Source organism: Nostoc sp., from assembly GCF_036917155.1.
Classification (GTDB): domain Bacteria; phylum Cyanobacteriota; class Cyanobacteriia; order Cyanobacteriales; family Nostocaceae; genus Nostoc.
This window is the reverse complement of sequence record NZ_JBALDZ010000073.1, coordinates 1-18,195: the sequence shown is the minus strand read 5'-3', so window position 1 is coordinate 18,195 and position 18,195 is coordinate 1. Positions and strand designations below refer to the sequence as shown.

Genomic DNA, 18,195 nt, shown 5'->3' with positions numbered 1-18,195 from the left:
CTAATCAGAAGTGATTTCTGTCAGTGTGACTACATTTTTCGGCTTGTCGTTAAACACTTTGAACAGCTTTTGTTCATAAGCTGTCGATTCGATAAATACCTGATAAGCTTTTTGCAAAGCCAAAGAATATTGATTTAATTTCTCTTCTTGACTCAAGCCAGGAGAATTATCATCAATTTCCTGCATGTATTGAGAAAACTTTTTCAGAATATGTAAACGATTTACATTCACAACTTCTAAGTCGTAGGACAAGTTAAAGAATTGAAAGAATTCCTCTGCATCTACGAGCTTCTTGAATTCATCAATAGTTCCAGTCATTTAGCATTCTCCAATTGTTTCAGATGTTGCTTAAGTTCATCTAACTGGCGATATATTTCATAAGTTGCAGCGGCAACATCCATAAGTTGTTTATAATCTGTTGGCAAACCTTCAGCTAAATCATGCAGATCCATTTTCATCTGACCAGCTTTGCTGTTAAGCCGTCTGATTTGTCCTTGTAGTTCCTCAATACTTATTTCTTCTGCTTGCACAATCAGCCACTCCTTTTATACAAGTGAGGAGTTAGAAGTTAGGAGTTAGAAGTTATAAATCAGGAACTGTAAATCATGAATTATCAGTTAATAGCTAATTCAACTCCTCACTCCTAACTCCTCACTCCTAACTCTTTAAATTTTGCCAACTTCAGGAAAGCGTTTCGCCAAATCAAGGCCTTTTTTGACGTAGTTTTCTCCCTCTTCTGCTAATTTCTCTAGCGAGTCAAAGCCAAAGCGTTGAGCATCTCGCAAGGTTTTCACAGCTAGCAAAAGACGACCAGAAAAAACTAGCGCCCAGCCAAATCCTTCATGGCTCAAATCAATCACAACCTGGGATATCAAACCTGTTTCCTGTTCAATACCAGCAGCTACAGCCCGAAAAAATGCCATAATCCGGGCTTGAGTGATCGGATCGACTTCGCCCTCAACGGAGATTTCCCGTTTCTTTTGTTTGGTGACAATAAAGGGTTTGAGAATCAACTCATCCGACCAACTACGATAAACTCCATAGCTGTCTTGACCACGGATTTGTTTAATTAATACCTTTAGAAAAGGTGAGTTCAAGACTTCAGTTGTAGCAGTTCCGTTAACACTATTATTTGCGGTCATACTGTTGCCTCATTTTCAACTTCATCGGCAAAATTTGTGGTTTTTTGCTGTAAAGCTTTACGTAACCAAGGAGGAGGATTACCTTTGAGAGTTTTCACTAGCTTCGTTAGCACTTCACTAATTTCATCTTCTTGCGATCGCGCCTTCACTGGGGTGACACCTTTCTTGATTAATCGAGCGGCGGCGCTACCACCAATTGCCATAACATAAATAATTGTGCAGTCTTCTAGAGCCGCAAGTTTTGGTGCGAGTCTACTCTCATTATTCTCTTCTTGGAGTTGGTCATCAAAGTTAAGAGTCTCTAGGAATCTATATCCTTCATCCGAGATTTCATAAACATCAATTTCATCTGCTGCTCCAAAATGAGCATTAATATGAACTCGGTCACTCGTGGTGAAGGCAATTTTCATTCTAATTCTCCTCTCTAAAGTTTTGAATTTTGAATTGGGAAGAAGGAATTCAGGAGTCAGGAGGAGGTAGTGCGGTCTTGGGGTCTCCCCAAGTAGAGCAACTACCGTTCAGAATTCAGGAGTAAGAACTAAATCTGCATATTTAGTGGTTTTCCCTACGAAAACGCTAAATGCAAACCATCAGTGGCAGGTTTTACTCTTTCTGAAAAGCATTCTGAATTCTGAGTTCTTGAAGAAAAATTCAAAACTCTGCGCTCACAATTCCGAACTCTTGGAACTGCTTAACTCTGGCTTCTTCTTGTTCTAAAAACAGGTTGCCGATGCCAAACACAAGTTCCATTGTGCCTCGATAGCCAACTTTGGTAAATTGACCATTACCTAAGCGGTCATAAATGGGCAATCCGAGACGATAAAGAGGAATTGAGAGTCGTTTAGCGATCGCACTGACATTCGAGTTACCAATCAGCAAATCAGAGCCGTCTGCTAAACTCTCAAAGTCTTCTAAATCGCCGATGGTGACGTTTTTAACCGGGAGTTTTTCTAAGAGGTGCGATCGCGTGGTTGTCACCACCGCATGAATTTGCGCTCCCATCGATTGCAGAAAATGCACTGTTGACCACAGCAAATCTGGTTCCAACGCTAGGGAAACTCGTTTTGCACCGAAGTAAAAGTGGGTGTCCAGTATTGCATCTTGCAACTGACGACGTTGGCGGCGGTATTTTTCGGGTACGCTGTTACCGCTCAGAATCGCCAATGCTTGGATAAATTCATCTACTGGTTCCAATCCTGTCAGTTCGCCAAACACCTCATAAGGTGTCCCAAAGCGTTCTTCCAGAATCTTGGCAGCCCCCCGCATACTTTCACCCAATGCCAGGGTGAAAGCAGAACTACCTACTTCTCGTACCTGTTTTAAGGTAGTTCCACTGACTGTAATTGCACTATAACCATCCTCCAAGTGTCCATCTAAGGAAGCACCAAGGTCAGGTACAAAGATCGGCACTAAGCCAAATTTTGTAACTATCTCTTTGATTTCTTGTACATCCCCTGGTGTGAAGGCAGAACCCGCCAAAATCGTCACTTGTTCAGTTCTGAGTTCACCTGCGCGAGGAATTTCCTGAACTATGCTCTCCACAGCAGCAGCAAAGCCATCTTGTAATGCACCTTTAAAATCTGGGGTAGGTGCAAAAACGATCGCTAAATTATTCAATTCGGGATGGCGATCGCGGATTTCCTTCAGAAATCCCTCGATGTCATCTCCTCTAGTTTCCGTTAACCCAGTGCTACATAAACCAATAATTTCCGGGTTAGCCTTTTCTACCAAAGTGAGAATTGCTTCTTCCACATTCTCTTCACCACCCAAAATGGTAGTGACTTCCGTCATCGCTGTGGTAGCTAAAGGAATCGCTTCCCGGAAATGCCGCACGAGGACAACTTTAGCGAAAGCAGTACAACCTTGAGAACCGTGGAATAAAGGCATTGTACCTTTCAATCCCAGAAAGGCTAAGGTTGCGCCCAAAGCTTGACTTTGCTTGAGGGGATTAACTGTCAGTGCTTTGTTAGAAACAGTAACGATCGCCATTAAATTACCTCCTCGTCCCAAGGAGCGGGTTTGCGTATTTGTTCCCAAATCGGGCTATAGAGAGCTTCGTACAGTTCCCGCGCCATCTCAATCATTCCCACATAACCTGCATAAGGATGGTGGCGTTCTTGGTTGATATCAAGGAAAGGAATTCGAGCTTTCAGAGCAGTATATTGGTTACGTCCACCAGCAATCAGCATATCTGCGCGAGTGTCTTTAACCAGTTGTAGCAATTCCTGAGCGTTGCCTTTCTCCAGCATGATGCCGTCGTTGCCAATCAACTTCTTGATTTTGGCTTTATCTTCTTCAGTACTTTTCCGAGTACTGGTAGCAACAACTTCAATACCCAAGTCTCTAGCAGCCGAGATAATCGACCAACTCTTAACACCACCTGTATACAAAACAACTCGCTTACCTTTGAGTCGAGCGCGATAAGGAGCCAGTGCCAAATCTAAAGCAGCTGTTTCTTCGGCAATTAGCTTTTCTGTCCGCTCCTGTAAATCAGGATCGCCTAATTTAGCGGCGATATTTCGCAGACAGCGATTCATATCATCGATGCCGTAGAAAGACTCTTCAATGTAGGGGATGTTGTAACGCTCCTCCATCTTTCTCGCCATATTCAGCAACGCTCGTGAGCAGATCATGACGTTGAGCTTGGCGCGGTGGGCGTAGCGAATTTCATCGTAGCGAGCATCGCCCGTAATTTTAGACAAAATACGGATGCCTAACTTTTCTAACAGTGGTGTGACTCCCCACATTTCCCCGGCGATGTTGTATTCACCGATTAAGTTAATATCATAGGGCGTTGTATGTTCCGGTTCTGCTGTGCCGACAACATATTCTAATAAAGCTTCACCGCCAAAACGGTTGCCGAGATTTTTACTGCCAATGAATCCTGGGGCAATGACGGGAACAACAGGAATACCAATTTTCTCAGCCGCCGCTTTGCAGACAGCATCCATATCATCGCCAATTAAGGCAGTAACGCAAGTGGCATAGACAAATATTGCTGCTGGTTGGTAGCGCTCTTTGAGTTCCAGAATCGCTTTGTAGAGTTTCTTTTCGCCACCGAAGATGACATCATTTTCACCCAAGTCAGTGGTAAAGCCCATTTTGTAGAGTTGCGGGCCAGACGACAGACTACCACGACTGCCCCAGGAATTACCAGCACAGGCTATCGGTCCGTGGACTAAATGAGCAGCATCTGCGATCGGCACTAGAGCAATCATTGCACCATCAAAAGCGCAGCCCCCTTGAGCCGCGCCAGGTTGTGCCTGTTGGGCGCAAGACTTGTTTTTCTTTTGGGCTTGTTTGTGCTGATTATGTTCGCATCCTGTCTCAGTCAGCAGCTCGTTGATTTTACCTTGGGTGATTTTCATCTCTCTTCTCTTAATTGTTAATTGTCCTTTGTCATTTGTCATTTGTCCTTTGAATAGCTAACAACTAATGACTAATAACTAATGACTAATGACCAATGACTAATAACCAATGCCTCATGCCCAATAATTAACAAATGTATTTCGTGACATCCTCTCCACATACATCAGCAAGGTAAGATAGAGCGCGAAAACGCAATCCGACAAATTCGTCATATAAAGGATTGAGTTTACATAGTGGTGGGATATCAATAGACTTCCCAAATAATTTAATTTGTCGCTCAAAGGGACAACAACAAGGAATTGTTTGGCAAATTAGATGAGCGAAGCGATTATTTTTAACCTGAATTCCATCTACTACACGGCGCAACGGATTAAGAAGATTGTGGAACCACCCTGGTTTTTTCTGGTTAGGTGGATGGTAATTAGGATGAGGATGAGTGTGAGTATGTTCGTGAGTGTGATTGATGGTTTCCATTTATAAATTCCTTGGGTAAATGCTATCAAGAAAAAGGGGAGTTGGGGATTGGGAATTGGGGATTGGGCATTGGGTTTAAATATTTCCCCATTCCCTACTCCCTACTCCCTACTCCCCTTCTTTACCCTTTAATTAACACGTTGTGTTTCTACGCAATTTCTAACGAATCAAGTCGTAGGAAATATCTGTCTTAGAAGGAATGTTGGTGTTGCGATCGATTTCTTCAAACAGAGTATTTACAACCCAGTTAAGCAAGTTGATCACACCTTGATAACCAATGGTGGAGTAGCGGTGTAAGTGGTGACGATCCATGATGGGGTAGCCAATTCTCACTAAGGGAGTCTTGGTGTCGCGCCACAGGTACTTACCATAGGTGTTACCGATGAGGAAGTCTACGGGTTCGGTGAACATCAAAGAACGCATGTGCCACAAATCTTTACCAGGCCAAACAGTTGCATTCTTACCGAATGGGCTAGAAGCAAGCAGTTCTTTCATTTCTGCTTCAAATACTTCGTTGCTGTTGTGAACCAAGATATGCACAGGTTCAGCACCCATTTCTAGCATAAAGCCAACTACGCTGTATACTAAATCTGGTTCGCCGTAGATCGCAAAACGCTTGCCGTGAATCCAGGAATGGGAGTCAGTCATGGCATCAACTGCACGACCGCGTTCAATTTCCAATTCTTGAGGAATGGGGATACCACTCAATTCGCTGAGTTTCATCAAGAACTCATCAGTACCCTTAATGCCCCAAGGACGGGAAACTGAGGTTGGTTGCTTCCACTCTTTTTCAATATACTCGCGGGTTTTGAGGGTAGAGTGTGATTGCAGAGCGATCGTCGCTTTCGCATTGATTGAATCTGCTGCATCTTCCAGCTTTGTACCACCTGGATACATATCGAACTCACCAGTGTTAGGTGAATCCAAGTAGTCGCTGTTGTCGGCTAGAATTGTGTAGTCAAAACCGAACAAAGAAGCAATCCGCTTGATTTCGCGGTTGTTACCTACGTAGGTGTCAAAACCTGGGATGAAGTTGATCTTACCATTGCTGGTTTCTTTCTTATGACCTGCGGTCAAGTTAGAAAGAATTCCCTTCATCATGTTGTCGTAACCAGTGATGTGGGAACCGACAAAACTAGGGGTGTGAGCGTAAGGTACTGGGAAATCTTGAGGAACTGAACCAGCTTCTTTGGAGTTGTTGATGAAAGACTGTAAGTCATCACCAATTACTTCTGCCATACAGGTGGTGCAGACAGCGATCATCTTGGGCTTGTAGAGTTGGTAAGAGTTCGCCAAGCCGTCAATCATGTTTTGCAGACCACCAAACACGGCTGCATCTTCAGTCATTGAAGAAGATACACCAGAGAATGGTTCTTTGTAGTGACGGGTTAAGTGGGTGCGGAAATAAGCAACGCAACCTTGAGAACCTTGAACGAAAGGTAGAGTACCTTCAAAACCAACAGCAGCAAAAATTGCTCCCAATGGTTGACAACCCTTAGCAGGGTTAACGGTTAAAGCTTCACGAGCGAAGTTCTTTTCACGATAATCCCAACCCTTTGTCCACTCTGCAACCCGTGTTACTTCTTCGGGGTCGTGACCATTTTCAAACTGCTTTTTGTTTTCAAATAGCTGTTGGTACTCTGGTTGGTGGAATAACTCAACGTGGTCTTGAATTTTTTCTGGATTCTGAGGCATTTCTGGATCTCCAAGCTTACTGAATTCTTTTACTGATTGAGAAATAAGGATTTGAGGCGGGGGTAGGAGATGGGAATATGATTCAAAATTCAAAATGCAAAAATCAAAAGAAATTTTAATTTTTCAGTTTTGAATTTTGGATTCCCAACTCCCCCCTGGGGTTTTAGCCCCAGGTTATCCTTACTTATCGCTCTCTCCCATTTCCCTAGACGGCAGCCTTAGCCTTAGCTTCAGCCTTCTTAGCCTGAGCTTTTTCATTCCAAGGAGCGCCAATTAATGACCAGGTTGGGCTGTTGAGTGCCAAGTCCATGTCGCGTGCGAAGATGGCGAAGCCGTCATAACCGTGATAAGGGCCGGAGTAATCCTTTTTGTGGTTTAATTCTTTTTAACAGCCTAATGTTTGCAGTAAGCAATGTCTCTGCTAAACATTGTTTGCTGAGAACACATTTATTTTTAGGCTAAATATAGGCTAAAAACACAGCGATGCATAATCAGGTTCAGGACTCACGCATCATCTAAATGTTGTCCTGAGGCAGGGCGATTAGAAATCGCGGCTACACAAACAAAGTCCGCCTACGCGGACTAGGGAAAAATTGAGCGTTTGTAGGCGTAGCAGTACGTAGGTTAGCCCGCGCCGAGAGAAGCCTGAGATCAGGCTTCGTTAGATCAAAACTTTGGAGCGGGTTTTGCTTGTGTGGCTGCGAATTCTATTCGCCCGTTTTTTGCTCATCTCTGCAACCACGGCAGCAAAAAGAACACATGAGAACAAACGTACTACTGGAATTAGAGAAAGTTAATCTGCGTTTGAAGTCTGCAAAGGCAAAGGTGACAATTAGAGAATCGAATGGAAGTCTGCAATTACGAGCGACGTTACCAATTAAACCGGGAGACAAAGATAGCAACGGTACTGGGAGAAAGCAATACAATCTCAGTTTGAATATTCCCGCTAACTTGGATGGACTCAAGACGGCTGAGGAAGAAGCTTATGAATTAGGGAAGTTAATTGCTCGTAAAACTTTTGAATGGAATGATAAATATTTAGGAAATGAGGCAATTAGAAAAGATTTTCAATCTATAGGGGAATTACTTGAAAAGTTTGAAGAAGAATATTTTAAAACTCACAAACGCACAACAAAAAGTGAGCATACTTTTTTTTATTACTTTTCCCGCACCAAGAGATTTACTAATCCTCAAGATTTAGCTACTGCGGGAAGTTTGATCAGTTCAATTGAGCAAATTGATAAAGAATGGGCTAAGTATAATGCAGCTAGAGCTATATCGGCATTTTGTATGACATTCAACATCGAAATTGATTTATCTAAATATTCCAGAATGCCAGATAATAATTCCCGGAATATACCGACCGATGCCGAAATATTTGAGGGAATTGTCAAGTTTGAAGATTACCAAAATAACAGAGGTAATCAAGTTAATCAAAACGTTCAAGATAGCTGGCAGCTTTGGCGTTGGACGTATGGAATGTTAGCAGTTTTTGGTTTACGTCCACGGGAACTTTTTATTAATCCCGATATTGATTGGTGGTTGAGTCAAGAAAATATAGATTTGACATGGAAAGTTCATAAAGATTCTAAAACTGGTGAGAGACAAGCATTGCCATTACATCGGCAATGGATTGAGGATTTTGATTTGATAAATCCTAAATATTTAGAGATGTTGAGAAGTGCGATCGCTAAAAAAGATAACACTAATCATGCGGAGATAACGGCGTTAACACAGCGAGTTAGTTGGTGGTTCCGTAAAATAGGATTGGATTTTAAACCTTATGATTTACGCCACGCTTGGGCAATTCGGGCGCATATTTTGGGAATCCCAATTAAAGCGGCGGCGGATAATTTGGGGCATAGTGTGCAGGTTCATACCCAAACTTATCAGCGTTGGTTCTCGTTAGATATGCGGAAGTTGGCGATTAATCAAGCTTTGAGTAAGAGGAATGAAGTTGAGTTGATTAGAGAGGAGAATGCTAAGTTGAGGATAGAAAATGAAAATTTGAAGTTGGAGATTGAAAAGTTAAGGATGGAAATGATTTATAAACAAAGTTAAACTCGCCCAAATACTGATAATATAATAAGCTAGGAGGTCAGTTATGGAAAGCATTAAGATTAGAACATATATTGGTGATGATGGAATTCTGCAAATCCAGCTTCCGCCTGAAATTGCTAACCAAGAATTAGATGTAGTGATTGTCTTTCAACCTGTCATACAAAAATCCTCACAGTCTCCAAACAAAACGCCGGAAGAACTAGGATACTCTCGTAAATTTGTTGAAGAAGTAATAGGTAGTTGGGAAGGCGATCCGCTTGAACGTCCAGAACAGCTTCCCTTTGAGGAACATTAAAAAAGTATGACAATAGAAACTTTGAACCAAATACTTAAGCAGCTTGAGACACTTGAACTAAAAGAGCTTCAGCAGCTTAATCAGACAATTCAAAAGTATCTTTCTGATAATGAAGAAACTGTTAAGCAAGCAGCATTTCATCAATCCCTGATCGATTCTGGGTTAGTAAAACAGATCAAGCATCCTACTTACGAGCCAATAACTGAGCGACGACTAATTCATGCTGAGGGAAAGCCTGTTTCTGAAAGTATCATTGAGGAACGCCGTTAGATGGCAGTTTATTTTCTAGACAGTAGCACAGTGCGATCGCATTTCCAATGTAGGGTGCGTTGTCGCAAAGCGCAACGCACCGTCATATATCAAACATCCCAAATATCCGACGAAAGCTGAACCTGACCATCACTACCCCAATCTAACGGGTAAATCTTTTGCCCAATAAAACGATGAATACTCGAAAAAGTCCATTGCTGCGGGAATTCACAAAGCTGATGCCGCACTGGATTATAGTGTATATATAGGAATCCTATTTGATTCCTGAAAAAATCTAAGTATAAGTATATGTAGTAGTGTGGCAAGGCTAAAATGTTGTAAAAAAATTGTAGGTTGGGTGGAGGCTTTGCCAAAGCCAACATCCTGATATATGTTGGGTTGCGCTCCGCTCCACCCAACCTACGTCTAAAATATTTGATCTGGTTCTCAATAATAAAGTATTTATACCAGCGATCGCTAGTGTAGAAATTATAATAGCAATTACCAGGCGATCGCGCGGTGGAAGTATTAGCATTAAAGCTAGTGTAGAATCAACAAGGCATTACTTAAATTAGACATCTCTTGAGGCACGTTGTCGTGAGGTACAGGTAAAAAACCTAGCTGGGCGTAAAATCCTCGTGTCCCCATACCAGGAAGAACGTAGATTGGTTTAGTCACCACTTCGGAAAGATACTGAATACATTGAGAACCGACACCTTGATAACGATACGCGGGATGAACATATAACTCATTTAGGATAGAGTAAGTACTTCGACAGGTCATCACTCATGATCCGCTAGTTGTGAAGTTTGCCAAAGATAAAATGTCAGTCGATTTAGGTGCAGAAAAAATATTAGCAGCCGAGCGAGGAACTGAAAAAATTGCTGTTGAGATTAAAAGTTTTTTGGGTGATTCAGAACTGTTTGAGTACCATGCAGCTTTGGGGCAATTTCTCAATTATAGATTAGCTCTGCGACTCAGGGAGCCTGAACGAGTTCTGTTTCTCGCAGTTCCAGTCTCAACCTATCGCTCACTGTTTAGCCGGGACTTTGCCCAAACTTCAGTACAAGAGTATCAAGTTAAGTTGATAGTTTACGATCCAAAAGTTGAGGTGATTGTGCAATGGCAAAGCTAGACCAATATCGTGAATATATTCAGAATTTACTAACGAAGTATGGCAGTTATAAACCTTCAGAGGAAGATGTTGAAATCCAACTGATATTCGATACGGTGCGAGATCATTACCAGATTCTAGAGATTGGTTGGGATGGATATGACCGAATTTATAATTGTGTGATACATCTCGATATCAAAGATGAAAAGATATGGATTCAGCATAATATGACGGATATCCAAATTGCTGAAGATTTGGCTGAGATGGGAGTACCTAGAGAGGATATTATTTTAGGATTACAGCCATCTTACCTGCGTCAATATACGCAATATGGTGTAGCGTGAATTTGTCTAATAAGTAATGACAGGAGAATCTCTGTTTAATAGCGTGCGTTGTTGCAAAAAGCCAGAGCTACTTTACTCAAAAACAACGCCGCGATAAATTTCTGCCATTGGCAATTCAATCCTAACTGAATCTAAAGAAATAGATAGCTCTAAGCCGCTAAATTCACTGAGCAACCAACCTTGAGCCTGTTTGCTATAGCGTTCTACAAAAGGTTCATCCTGTTCGACTAATAAATATTCGCTAAAACTCGCAATTGAGCGATACATCCGAAATTTACTGAGTCGGTCGTAATCTGCGGTGGAAGGAGATAGAACTTCAACAATCAGCGTGGGATTCAAGACTTCATCTAAACGTTCAGCATTTAATTGCGGTTCACCGTCAAAAATCATCACGTCTGGATATACCCCACGTCGATATTCAGGAATCCACAACCGCAAATCGCTGTTAATTGGCTCGAATTGAGTATCGCGCAGCAAAAACTTGAAAAAGGCAAAAATATTGCCACCGATGCGGCTGTGTTTGAGTGTCCCTCCGGCCATAGGTACAATTTCTCCATCACGATATTCGCTGCGTCCTTCGGCTTTTTCTTCGATCGCGCGATATTCATCCAAGCTGTAGCGGCGCGAGATAGTAGAAATCATAGGTCGTAAGCGATCGCATTGGCTATAAGACAACAATATTATTTTGTCACATATTTGTTTCTGAGTTAGGATTTGTGATTGATAAATCATGCTAACTTCATTAATGCCATCGCTACGGATTCATCCGAATCAAGTCTGTTAAAATATTATCCAAGCTGCCGTTAACTTGAATCCGATCAATCTTCTCTGCTATCCGCTCTAATACTTCGAGTTCCTTCAAACGCAATGCCACGGGGTTATCCTCCATCACTCTGGCAGTGTTTAGCATACTGCGGGTAGCAGCCGTTTCTTCTCTACGTCTGACTACGTTTGCTTGAGCGGCTTTTTCTGCCTCGACTACCTTGCTCAAGATAGCCTTAATCTCACCAGGTAAAATAATATCTTTGACACCTACAGAATCTACTTCAATTCCATAGTCTGCGGCTTTCTGGCGAATGTATTCAGAGATGCTTCTATCAATTGCACCTTTATCTTCTAATAAACCATCTAAGTTGCGTTCGCCGACTGCACCACGCAAAGCAAACTGTAATTCTTTGTACAAGAAGCCGGAAATATCTGATAACCCGTTTTTTGCCCTCAATGGGTCTTGGATGCGGAAGCCAGCGGTCAAATTCAACCGCAGAGGTACTTTATCTTTAGAGAGGATGTCTTGACCAGATACTTCCATATTTTGTAGTCGCAGGTCAATGGTTTCGGTTTGAAAAGAGCGGCCAAATAACCACCAAGCATGTACCCCTGGCGATCGCTGTCCTTGAAACTCTTGATTAATGTATACTAGTCCAACGTGCTGGGCGGGAACTTGGCAAATATGCAAACAGTTGCGACTGAGCAATTTTACTTCTGTTGAACCTTCAACCAACTCAGCCACTAAAGCAGGCTGTAACTGAGCATCAGTGCTGAGATCGAGAATTTCCACTTCAACACCCTGCCAAAATAGCTTGCGGCTGGTGGGTGGCAAAATAGAAATCACTTTACCTCGATATCGGACAATTGCTACTTGTGAAGTCAGTAATTGCACGGTTTGACAGTAAGCAGCAATAAAATCGGGATGTTTTTCAATGAGTACATCTTCCAGGGGAAAATCTGGGTTAGGGATTATCCGGCTGAGAGGTTGGACTGTAACATCTCTATCTACCGACCAAAAAGCATACTCTCCTGGTTCTAGAGGTCGCACAAAATTATTTTGCAGATATAGCAAACCAATCTCATACTCTGAGATTTGGAACTTCTTCAGTCCATTCAATGGAACTGAGCGCAATTGCTGGACAAAGGAACTAGGTAATTCCCAGCTTTCTTCCAAGTTGAACAGATGAGATTCTACCTCAATAAAACCACGCCAAAAAGCTAGTAATTTATTTGGTGCAACACTTACCCAATTCTGACCGCAACGGACTAAAGCAGCTTGGTTGAATGCAGTTCTGATAATCAATAAATGTTCTTGCAGTTCGGCTTCGTGACTTCGCAACAACAATTCTAGGTTTTCTATCTGAGCTTGTGGCTGATTGAGGTCATAAATTTTAACTTGCCAATGCCGACCAAAATATGTATGTGTACCTGGCTGCAAAATTTTCTTAAAGTCGCTGCGGTGATATAAGATGCCGATTTCGTTAAGTTTGATATAAAATGTTTGCCACATAGTGATTTGCATAAAGAATTTACTTGATATTTTAGGTAAGCTATGCAATGCTTGGTTTGGGCACAGGCATCGCAACCAGCTAAAAAGATTTGATAAAAACATTTATAACCTTGCTTGAACTCAAATACCACCTGCGATTCAAATCGCTGTCTCACAGCTTGATCACTGAAGTTCTCGGAGTTTGCAACCTTGTAGACAAAAGCGAAAGGATTTTTTAAACGTTTGTACTACTATATACTACAAAAGATTTATTTACTCTGCCAGTGCAGGTTTTTACAGTTCCGGTGCGGGCAAAAGCTTCTCCAAAGCTGGATTAAGATTGCTGTTACTTTTCCTCAACTGTATAGTTGGGGATGTAGAACGGCTAGAGGTCAAGAAGCGCAGTTTTTCTAAGCTGATTCCCATTGCAAAGGCTATTTCGTCGGCAGTATTATATTCAGCTAAACCATGCGATCGCAAAAGTGCTAAATTATCAGTTCGCAACTTTTCTAGATTACTTTCAGTCGCTAATGGGGTAGTGCTGAGATTTTTGCTGTACATAATACAAAATATTTTTTTACTCTGCTGATACAAGTGTTTACAGTTTAGATGTGGGCAAAAGCTTCTCCAAAGCTGGATTAAGATTGCTGTTAATTTTCCCAAACTGCTCAATGGCAATCTAGAAAAAGATAACCGCCCTCAAATATACCGTTCGCTTGCCAATCTAGAATCCCGAAGGAAAACTAGATGTAGGAAACGAAGGGACATACTCAAGTTAGGGAAAAATGCAGTTGCGCTTGCTCCTTAACTGTGCCTACCGAGCATTACCCTTATGAGTAATGACCGACAGCAGAACACTTGCACCGCAGAGTTGAGAAAATGAGGGGTCTCGAATCTGTTAAGATCCGTACCATATTGGCTACCTTGGAAGGGTATAACTCGACACTGTTACTTCTCTGTGTTACAAATGACACACGGGATAGCACACTCTATAGGTGGCAATAGTTACACGATGGTACACACAGTTTACAAAGGTCAAGTCAATGTCGAGATATGTGGCAAAAGTTACCGCATACGTTTCACACACCACGGACAGCGTAAGTGTTTTGGTACGGGTATTAAATCGGTAGACAAGTCAAGCGAAAATGCCGTCGTTGCGATCGCTAAACAGATGGAAAGTGACTTGTATCGTGGAACGTTTGATGACACGCTAGAGCGCTACAAACCAGAACGATATCAAAAACCAGAGCTAACACTTATAGAACAGTTTCAAAGGTTTATGCTCACAAAGCAATCAGAGGTACGTCCTTATACTTTTAAAGCGCGATTTGAACAACATAGAGTGTGGACATTGGAGACGCTAAAGCAATTCCGAGTCATAGAAGATGCTACTACCAATGGTTGTGCTTACGAGTTGTCGGTCTTGCAACGTACTCTCAAGACCTCATCAATACGCTGTAAAATCGTACCCATTATGTTGTTCTGGGATTGGATGCAAGCAGATGCAGATATTCCCGTAAATCCCTGGCGTAAGGCACTGAAAAGATTGAAACCTGATGAGATAGAAAAGCCGGAACCTTTCAGTGCTAACGAGAGAGAGCAGATACTCAACACGATGTCATTTAACAATACCTTGAAACCGTGGGAACCTATCACGCGATTTCTAATGTCTACCGGGTGTCGCCCTAGTGAAGCATTTGCGTTAACTTATGGTGATATCAACCAATTGGACGGATATCTGACGATTTCTAAAAGTGCGGTCGATACCCATATCGGCAAAACAAAGACTGGCAAGGTGAGACGTATTCCGCTTAATGAGAATATTCGTATTGCGTTAGAAGCAGCAGTACAAGGTAGGGATATGTACAATCAGTCGCTATGTTTCCCGCATCCACGAACGGGCGAAATACTTACCTCAAAACTGTACGCTTCTCATTGGAAACTAGCGCTTAAGCTAGCATGTGTACCATACCGCAAACCTTATAGCAACAGACATACTTTTGCTACCGAAGCATTGTTACAAGGTGGCAATCCTGTGGAAGTGGCAAAGATACTCGGTAATTCACCAAAAGTAATCTATCAACACTACCTTAATGTCACTGGTGATACTTCCAAGAGTATGCCAGAGATATAGCTTGCAAAAATAACGACGTTATTATGCGACGTATAAAACGACGTATTTAACGACGTAGATTAACGACGTTTATTCTACGAGGGTATCAACCATGTACAATATAGTATTCTTTTCTGGCGGCGTTTCATCCGCTCTGACTGCGCTGTGGATAAGAAACAACTTACCAGGTAAGCTGCATCTGCTATTTACAGACACACTGACAGAGGACGAGGATTTATATCGCTTCCTTGACGAATCTATAGACGCGATCGCACCTGACGGAGTGACTCACATTACGTCAGGTATGAACGTATGGGACGTGTTCAATAAGGAGAGGTTCTTGGGCAACTCTAGGATAGATCCATGCAGTAAGGTACTGAAGAGGGAGCCTGCTAGGAAGTGGATAAACGCAAGATACTCACCAGAAGAAACGACGCTCTTCTTTGGTATTCACTGGTCAGAAGAAGAGCGGCTGTCTGCTATCAAGACTAACTGGAATCCCTATAAGGTTCGTTCCGTAATGTGTGAGCCTGACTCATTTTTCATAGATGCCTCTGCCATTAAGACGACATGGTATGAACAAACGGGAGTGAAGATTCCCAGGCTTTATGATATGGGCTTTACCCACAATAACTGCGGTGGTTTTTGCATCAAAGCTGGTAAGTATCACTTTAAGAAATTACTACAGACGATGCCCGAACGGTATGACTATCATGCCAATAAGGAGGAACAAATAAGGCACAGACTTGGTGATGTAACGATATTAAGGGAACAGAGGGACAAAACAAAATACAGACTAACGATGAAAGAATTCGCTTCAAGGAGCGAAGTAAAAGAACTTGAGTGTCATAGCTGTAGGTGTTTCGGGTAGGAACGTGTTTTATGGCACGACAATGCAAAGACAGTGACTTCATTCCTGGTAAGTGGATTCATTATTGGGGGCAAATCAGACAGATATTATTCACGACAGAGACAGAGGTGTATTTACACTACCCAGAATATATCGGCGGAAAGTTAGCGGTGAGTAAAAACAATCCCTTCCTACTTACTTTTGAACCACTTGACGATCAAGGGCAAATAGACGACTTGTACGGCTAATACTACACACTACAAACAGAGGATTATGATAATGGCACAGCGAAAATGGCATGAACCCAAGCACAAAAAGTCTAATATCAAATGCCTGACTATCAATGACGACACGTCTTCGTGTATAGCCCCAATTCTGCTTAATCGTGGTATGCGTCTGCGAGAAGAGGTACAAGCTTATCTATACCCAGAGTCAATGCCTGTTGTCGATCCATACACAGAATTCACTGACTTATCGATAGCGGTAGACATCATTCAAGATTGCATCGACAACAACAAAAAAATTACCATCTGCGGTGATTATGATGCCGATGGAATGACATCTACTGCGGTACTTATCAGGGCGTTGCGGCATTGTGGTGCGATCGTAGATTACGTTATACCAAGCCGAATGACAGATGGCTATGGCGTAAACGAACGTATTGTAGATGAGTGCAGTAAAGATGGCACTGACACGATTATCACCGTAGATAACGGCATATCCGCAAAGGACGCATGTGATTGGGCGGTAACTCTCGGCATGAGGGTAATCATCACAGATCACCACGATATACCAGATGAATTACCGCTTGTACACGCTATCCTTAACCCCAAGCTACTCGATGAATACTCACCCTACAGATCGCTCGCAGGCGTCGGTGTAGCATACATCTTAGCGATATCGGTATGCGCAAGGCTTAGTAAGTCGCAAGGTATCGTCAAGCCACTGATGGAACTATTTACCATCGGAACAATTGCCGACATGGCGTCACTCACGGGTGTCAATCGTCGTTGGGTGAAACGTGGTTTGCAGTACCTCGCGAAATCAGACGTAGTAGGTGTACAAGCAATACTGTGTTGCATGAATGAGTATCACAAACAGCGAACTGGATACCCCTTAGATGGCATGACACCGGACACGATAGGCTTTAAAATAGCGCCTCGCATCAATGCCATCGGTCGAATTGGTAATCCACAGACCGTGATTGAATTGCTAACAACTGAGAGTAGTGAAGTAGCGTATTCCTTAGCCGTAGAACTAGAGGATTGCAATGAAAAACGTAAAGTACTTTGTGAGCGGATAGAACGTGAGGCGATAGAGGTTGTAGAGGTATTTAAAAAGACAGATATCAACCGCGATCGCGTGATTTGCATTGCAGGTGATGAATGGCATCACGGCGTTATCGGCATCGTAGCATCACGATTAGTAGAGCGCTACGGAGTGCCTATTTTTATCGCAACAAGAACAGAAGAGGGTGAAACTATTCGTGGTAGCGCTAGAGGTATTCCGGGCTTTAATGTATACGATTGCTTGCACTGGTGTGATGATGTACTCGCTAAATATGGTGGGCATCCTATGGCGGGTGGTTTTAGTATGCTGCTTAAGAATTGGAGGTATTTCACGGAGTCTTGTGTAGGTTTCGCGCGGCGTACCCTTAAACCTACACAGATAGGTACTCATATCACGATAGACGCTACTATCTTACTTACTGATATTGATAGCAATTTCGTGTCACAGCTTAAGCAACTACAACCTTTTGGTGTTGGCAATAGTGAGCCTATCTTTAGGGCGAATAATGTGCATATCTGGGAACAGAAAATACTTGGCAAGGGATTGAAATTTAGTGTATGGAATAGCAATAGCGATAATGCTACTGGCTTCAAGGCTATCTCATGGTCGTTAGGCGAGAGATTCCCCTTGCCGTCTTGGTGCGATATTGTGTTCAAGATAAAAGAGAACACATTCCGAGGTGAAACTTCGATTCAATTAGAGGTAATTGATTTTAGGGAAATTACCGTGGGAGACTTACTTGATAAACGTCGTAAAGCAACGTCGTTAATAACGACGTGTTAAACGTCATCATAAAACGACGTTAAATAAAAAGGGTACTCTCCACGCCATTGGATAGCACCCTTTATTTACATACATACAAATCATCACTACTACCATTAAACCACGCCAAGGTACTTCCTTAACGCTCTCGATCTATTCATCCAGCCTTGCAAGAATACC

General features: G+C 42.4%; 21 protein-coding genes and 1 pseudogene. 9 read left to right on the top strand and 13 right to left on the bottom strand.

Annotation, left to right across the window (positions count from 1 at the left end):
- The 9 genes and pseudogenes from nifW to V7K67_RS34350 form a co-directional block, all read right to left on the bottom strand.
- The gene (gene nifW / locus V7K67_RS10900; protein WP_334708141.1) at positions 1–318 is read right to left on the bottom strand and encodes a nitrogenase-stabilizing/protective protein NifW; all 318 of its coding nucleotides are present in this window, start codon (positions 316–318) and stop codon (positions 1–3) included.
- Positions 315–530 (bottom strand): CCE_0567 family metalloprotein, encoded by a 216-nt coding sequence (locus V7K67_RS10895; RefSeq protein ID WP_375470729.1) that lies wholly within the window; start codon positions 528–530, stop codon positions 315–317. The genes nifW and V7K67_RS10895 overlap by 4 nt, the downstream gene beginning before the upstream one ends.
- Positions 531–665: 135 nt before the next feature.
- Positions 666–1,142: a NifX-associated nitrogen fixation protein gene (locus V7K67_RS10890; RefSeq protein ID WP_334729508.1), complete on the bottom strand. Its 477-nt coding sequence runs from the start codon at positions 1,140–1,142 to the stop codon at positions 666–668.
- Positions 1,139–1,552, bottom strand: coding sequence for a nitrogen fixation protein NifX (nifX, locus tag V7K67_RS10885; protein WP_334708139.1), 414 nt, complete (start codon positions 1,550–1,552; stop codon positions 1,139–1,141). Before nifX ends, V7K67_RS10890 begins: the two co-directional genes overlap by 4 nt.
- A gap of 241 nt (positions 1,553–1,793) precedes the next feature.
- Positions 1,794–3,131 carry a nitrogenase iron-molybdenum cofactor biosynthesis protein NifN gene (gene nifN, locus V7K67_RS10880; protein ID WP_335166475.1) on the bottom strand — a complete coding sequence of 446 codons (1,338 nt, stop codon included), beginning with the start codon at positions 3,129–3,131 and terminating at the stop codon, positions 1,794–1,796.
- A complete protein-coding gene (gene nifE, locus V7K67_RS10875) occupies positions 3,131–4,510 on the bottom strand; it encodes a nitrogenase iron-molybdenum cofactor biosynthesis protein NifE (RefSeq protein WP_335166513.1) in 1,380 nt (459 codons plus the stop codon). The genes nifN and nifE overlap by 1 nt, the downstream gene beginning before the upstream one ends.
- Positions 4,511–4,637: 127 nt before the next feature.
- Positions 4,638–4,985 carry a Mo-dependent nitrogenase C-terminal domain-containing protein gene (locus tag V7K67_RS10870; protein ID WP_292755192.1) on the bottom strand — a complete coding sequence of 116 codons (348 nt, stop codon included), beginning with the start codon at positions 4,983–4,985 and terminating at the stop codon, positions 4,638–4,640.
- A 159-nt stretch (positions 4,986–5,144) separates the two neighbouring features.
- Entirely contained in the window at positions 5,145–6,680 is a 1,536-nt protein-coding gene (gene nifK, locus V7K67_RS10865; protein WP_334729510.1) for a nitrogenase molybdenum-iron protein subunit beta, read from the bottom strand.
- 205 nt (positions 6,681–6,885) lie between these two features.
- Positions 6,886–7,053, bottom strand: a pseudogene (locus V7K67_RS34350) (nitrogenase molybdenum-iron protein alpha chain); the annotation flags it as partial.
- 386 nt (positions 7,054–7,439) lie between these two features.
- Between V7K67_RS34350 and V7K67_RS10860 the strand changes: the two are divergent.
- The 3 genes from V7K67_RS10860 to V7K67_RS10850 are packed head-to-tail and all read left to right on the top strand — an operon-like array spanning position 7,440 to position 9,306.
- The gene (locus V7K67_RS10860; RefSeq protein WP_335166473.1) at positions 7,440–8,741 is read left to right on the top strand and encodes a site-specific integrase; all 1,302 of its coding nucleotides are present in this window, start codon (positions 7,440–7,442) and stop codon (positions 8,739–8,741) included.
- A gap of 43 nt (positions 8,742–8,784) precedes the next feature.
- Positions 8,785–9,036: a hypothetical protein gene (locus V7K67_RS10855; protein WP_334729511.1), complete on the top strand. Its 252-nt coding sequence runs from the start codon at positions 8,785–8,787 to the stop codon at positions 9,034–9,036.
- A 6-nt stretch (positions 9,037–9,042) separates the two neighbouring features.
- Positions 9,043–9,306 carry a hypothetical protein gene (locus tag V7K67_RS10850; RefSeq protein WP_334708135.1) on the top strand — a complete coding sequence of 88 codons (264 nt, stop codon included), beginning with the start codon at positions 9,043–9,045 and terminating at the stop codon, positions 9,304–9,306.
- Between the two features lie 519 nt (positions 9,307–9,825).
- On the opposite strand, the gene V7K67_RS10845 is transcribed toward V7K67_RS10850, so the two are convergent.
- Entirely contained in the window at positions 9,826–10,068 is a 243-nt protein-coding gene (locus tag V7K67_RS10845; protein WP_334729512.1) for a GNAT family N-acetyltransferase, read from the bottom strand.
- Between the two features lie 40 nt (positions 10,069–10,108).
- On the opposite strand from V7K67_RS10845, the gene V7K67_RS10840 reads away from it, so the two are divergent.
- Together V7K67_RS10840 and V7K67_RS10835 are read left to right on the top strand one after the other, a co-directional pair.
- Positions 10,109–10,420 carry an element excision factor XisH family protein gene (locus V7K67_RS10840; RefSeq protein ID WP_334729513.1) on the top strand — a complete coding sequence of 104 codons (312 nt, stop codon included), beginning with the start codon at positions 10,109–10,111 and terminating at the stop codon, positions 10,418–10,420.
- Complete coding sequence (locus V7K67_RS10835; RefSeq protein ID WP_335166470.1) at positions 10,408–10,743, top strand: XisI protein; 336 nt, start codon at positions 10,408–10,410, stop codon at positions 10,741–10,743. The genes V7K67_RS10840 and V7K67_RS10835 overlap by 13 nt, the downstream gene beginning before the upstream one ends.
- A 72-nt stretch (positions 10,744–10,815) precedes the next feature.
- Here the strand turns inward: V7K67_RS10835 and V7K67_RS10830 are convergent, their stop codons facing one another.
- The 3 genes from V7K67_RS10830 to V7K67_RS10820 form a co-directional block, all read right to left on the bottom strand.
- Positions 10,816–11,385 (bottom strand): Uma2 family endonuclease, encoded by a 570-nt coding sequence (locus V7K67_RS10830; protein WP_335166511.1) that lies wholly within the window; start codon positions 11,383–11,385, stop codon positions 10,816–10,818.
- 112 nt (positions 11,386–11,497) lie between these two features.
- Positions 11,498–13,021, bottom strand: a complete 1,524-nt coding sequence (locus V7K67_RS10825) for a slipin family protein (protein WP_335166509.1) — start codon at positions 13,019–13,021, stop codon at positions 11,498–11,500.
- Positions 13,022–13,294: 273 nt separating this feature from the next.
- Positions 13,295–13,561: a hypothetical protein gene (locus V7K67_RS10820; protein ID WP_334732676.1), complete on the bottom strand. Its 267-nt coding sequence runs from the start codon at positions 13,559–13,561 to the stop codon at positions 13,295–13,297.
- Between the two features lie 406 nt (positions 13,562–13,967).
- Between V7K67_RS10820 and V7K67_RS10815 the strand changes: the two genes are divergently transcribed.
- The 4 genes from V7K67_RS10815 (at position 13,968) to recJ (ending at position 18,036) form a co-directional block, all read left to right on the top strand.
- The gene (locus tag V7K67_RS10815) at positions 13,968–15,134 is read left to right on the top strand and encodes a tyrosine-type recombinase/integrase (RefSeq protein ID WP_335166468.1); all 1,167 of its coding nucleotides are present in this window, start codon (positions 13,968–13,970) and stop codon (positions 15,132–15,134) included.
- A 91-nt stretch (positions 15,135–15,225) separates the two neighbouring features.
- Positions 15,226–15,984 carry a hypothetical protein gene (locus tag V7K67_RS10810; protein WP_335166466.1) on the top strand — a complete coding sequence of 253 codons (759 nt, stop codon included), beginning with the start codon at positions 15,226–15,228 and terminating at the stop codon, positions 15,982–15,984.
- 11 nt (positions 15,985–15,995) lie between these two features.
- The gene (locus V7K67_RS10805; RefSeq protein ID WP_335166464.1) at positions 15,996–16,211 is read left to right on the top strand and encodes a hypothetical protein; all 216 of its coding nucleotides are present in this window, start codon (positions 15,996–15,998) and stop codon (positions 16,209–16,211) included.
- A gap of 31 nt (positions 16,212–16,242) precedes the next feature.
- A complete protein-coding gene (gene recJ, locus V7K67_RS10800; RefSeq protein WP_335166462.1) occupies positions 16,243–18,036 on the top strand; it encodes a single-stranded-DNA-specific exonuclease RecJ in 1,794 nt (597 codons plus the stop codon).
- The last annotated feature ends 159 nt before the right edge of the window (positions 18,037–18,195 follow it).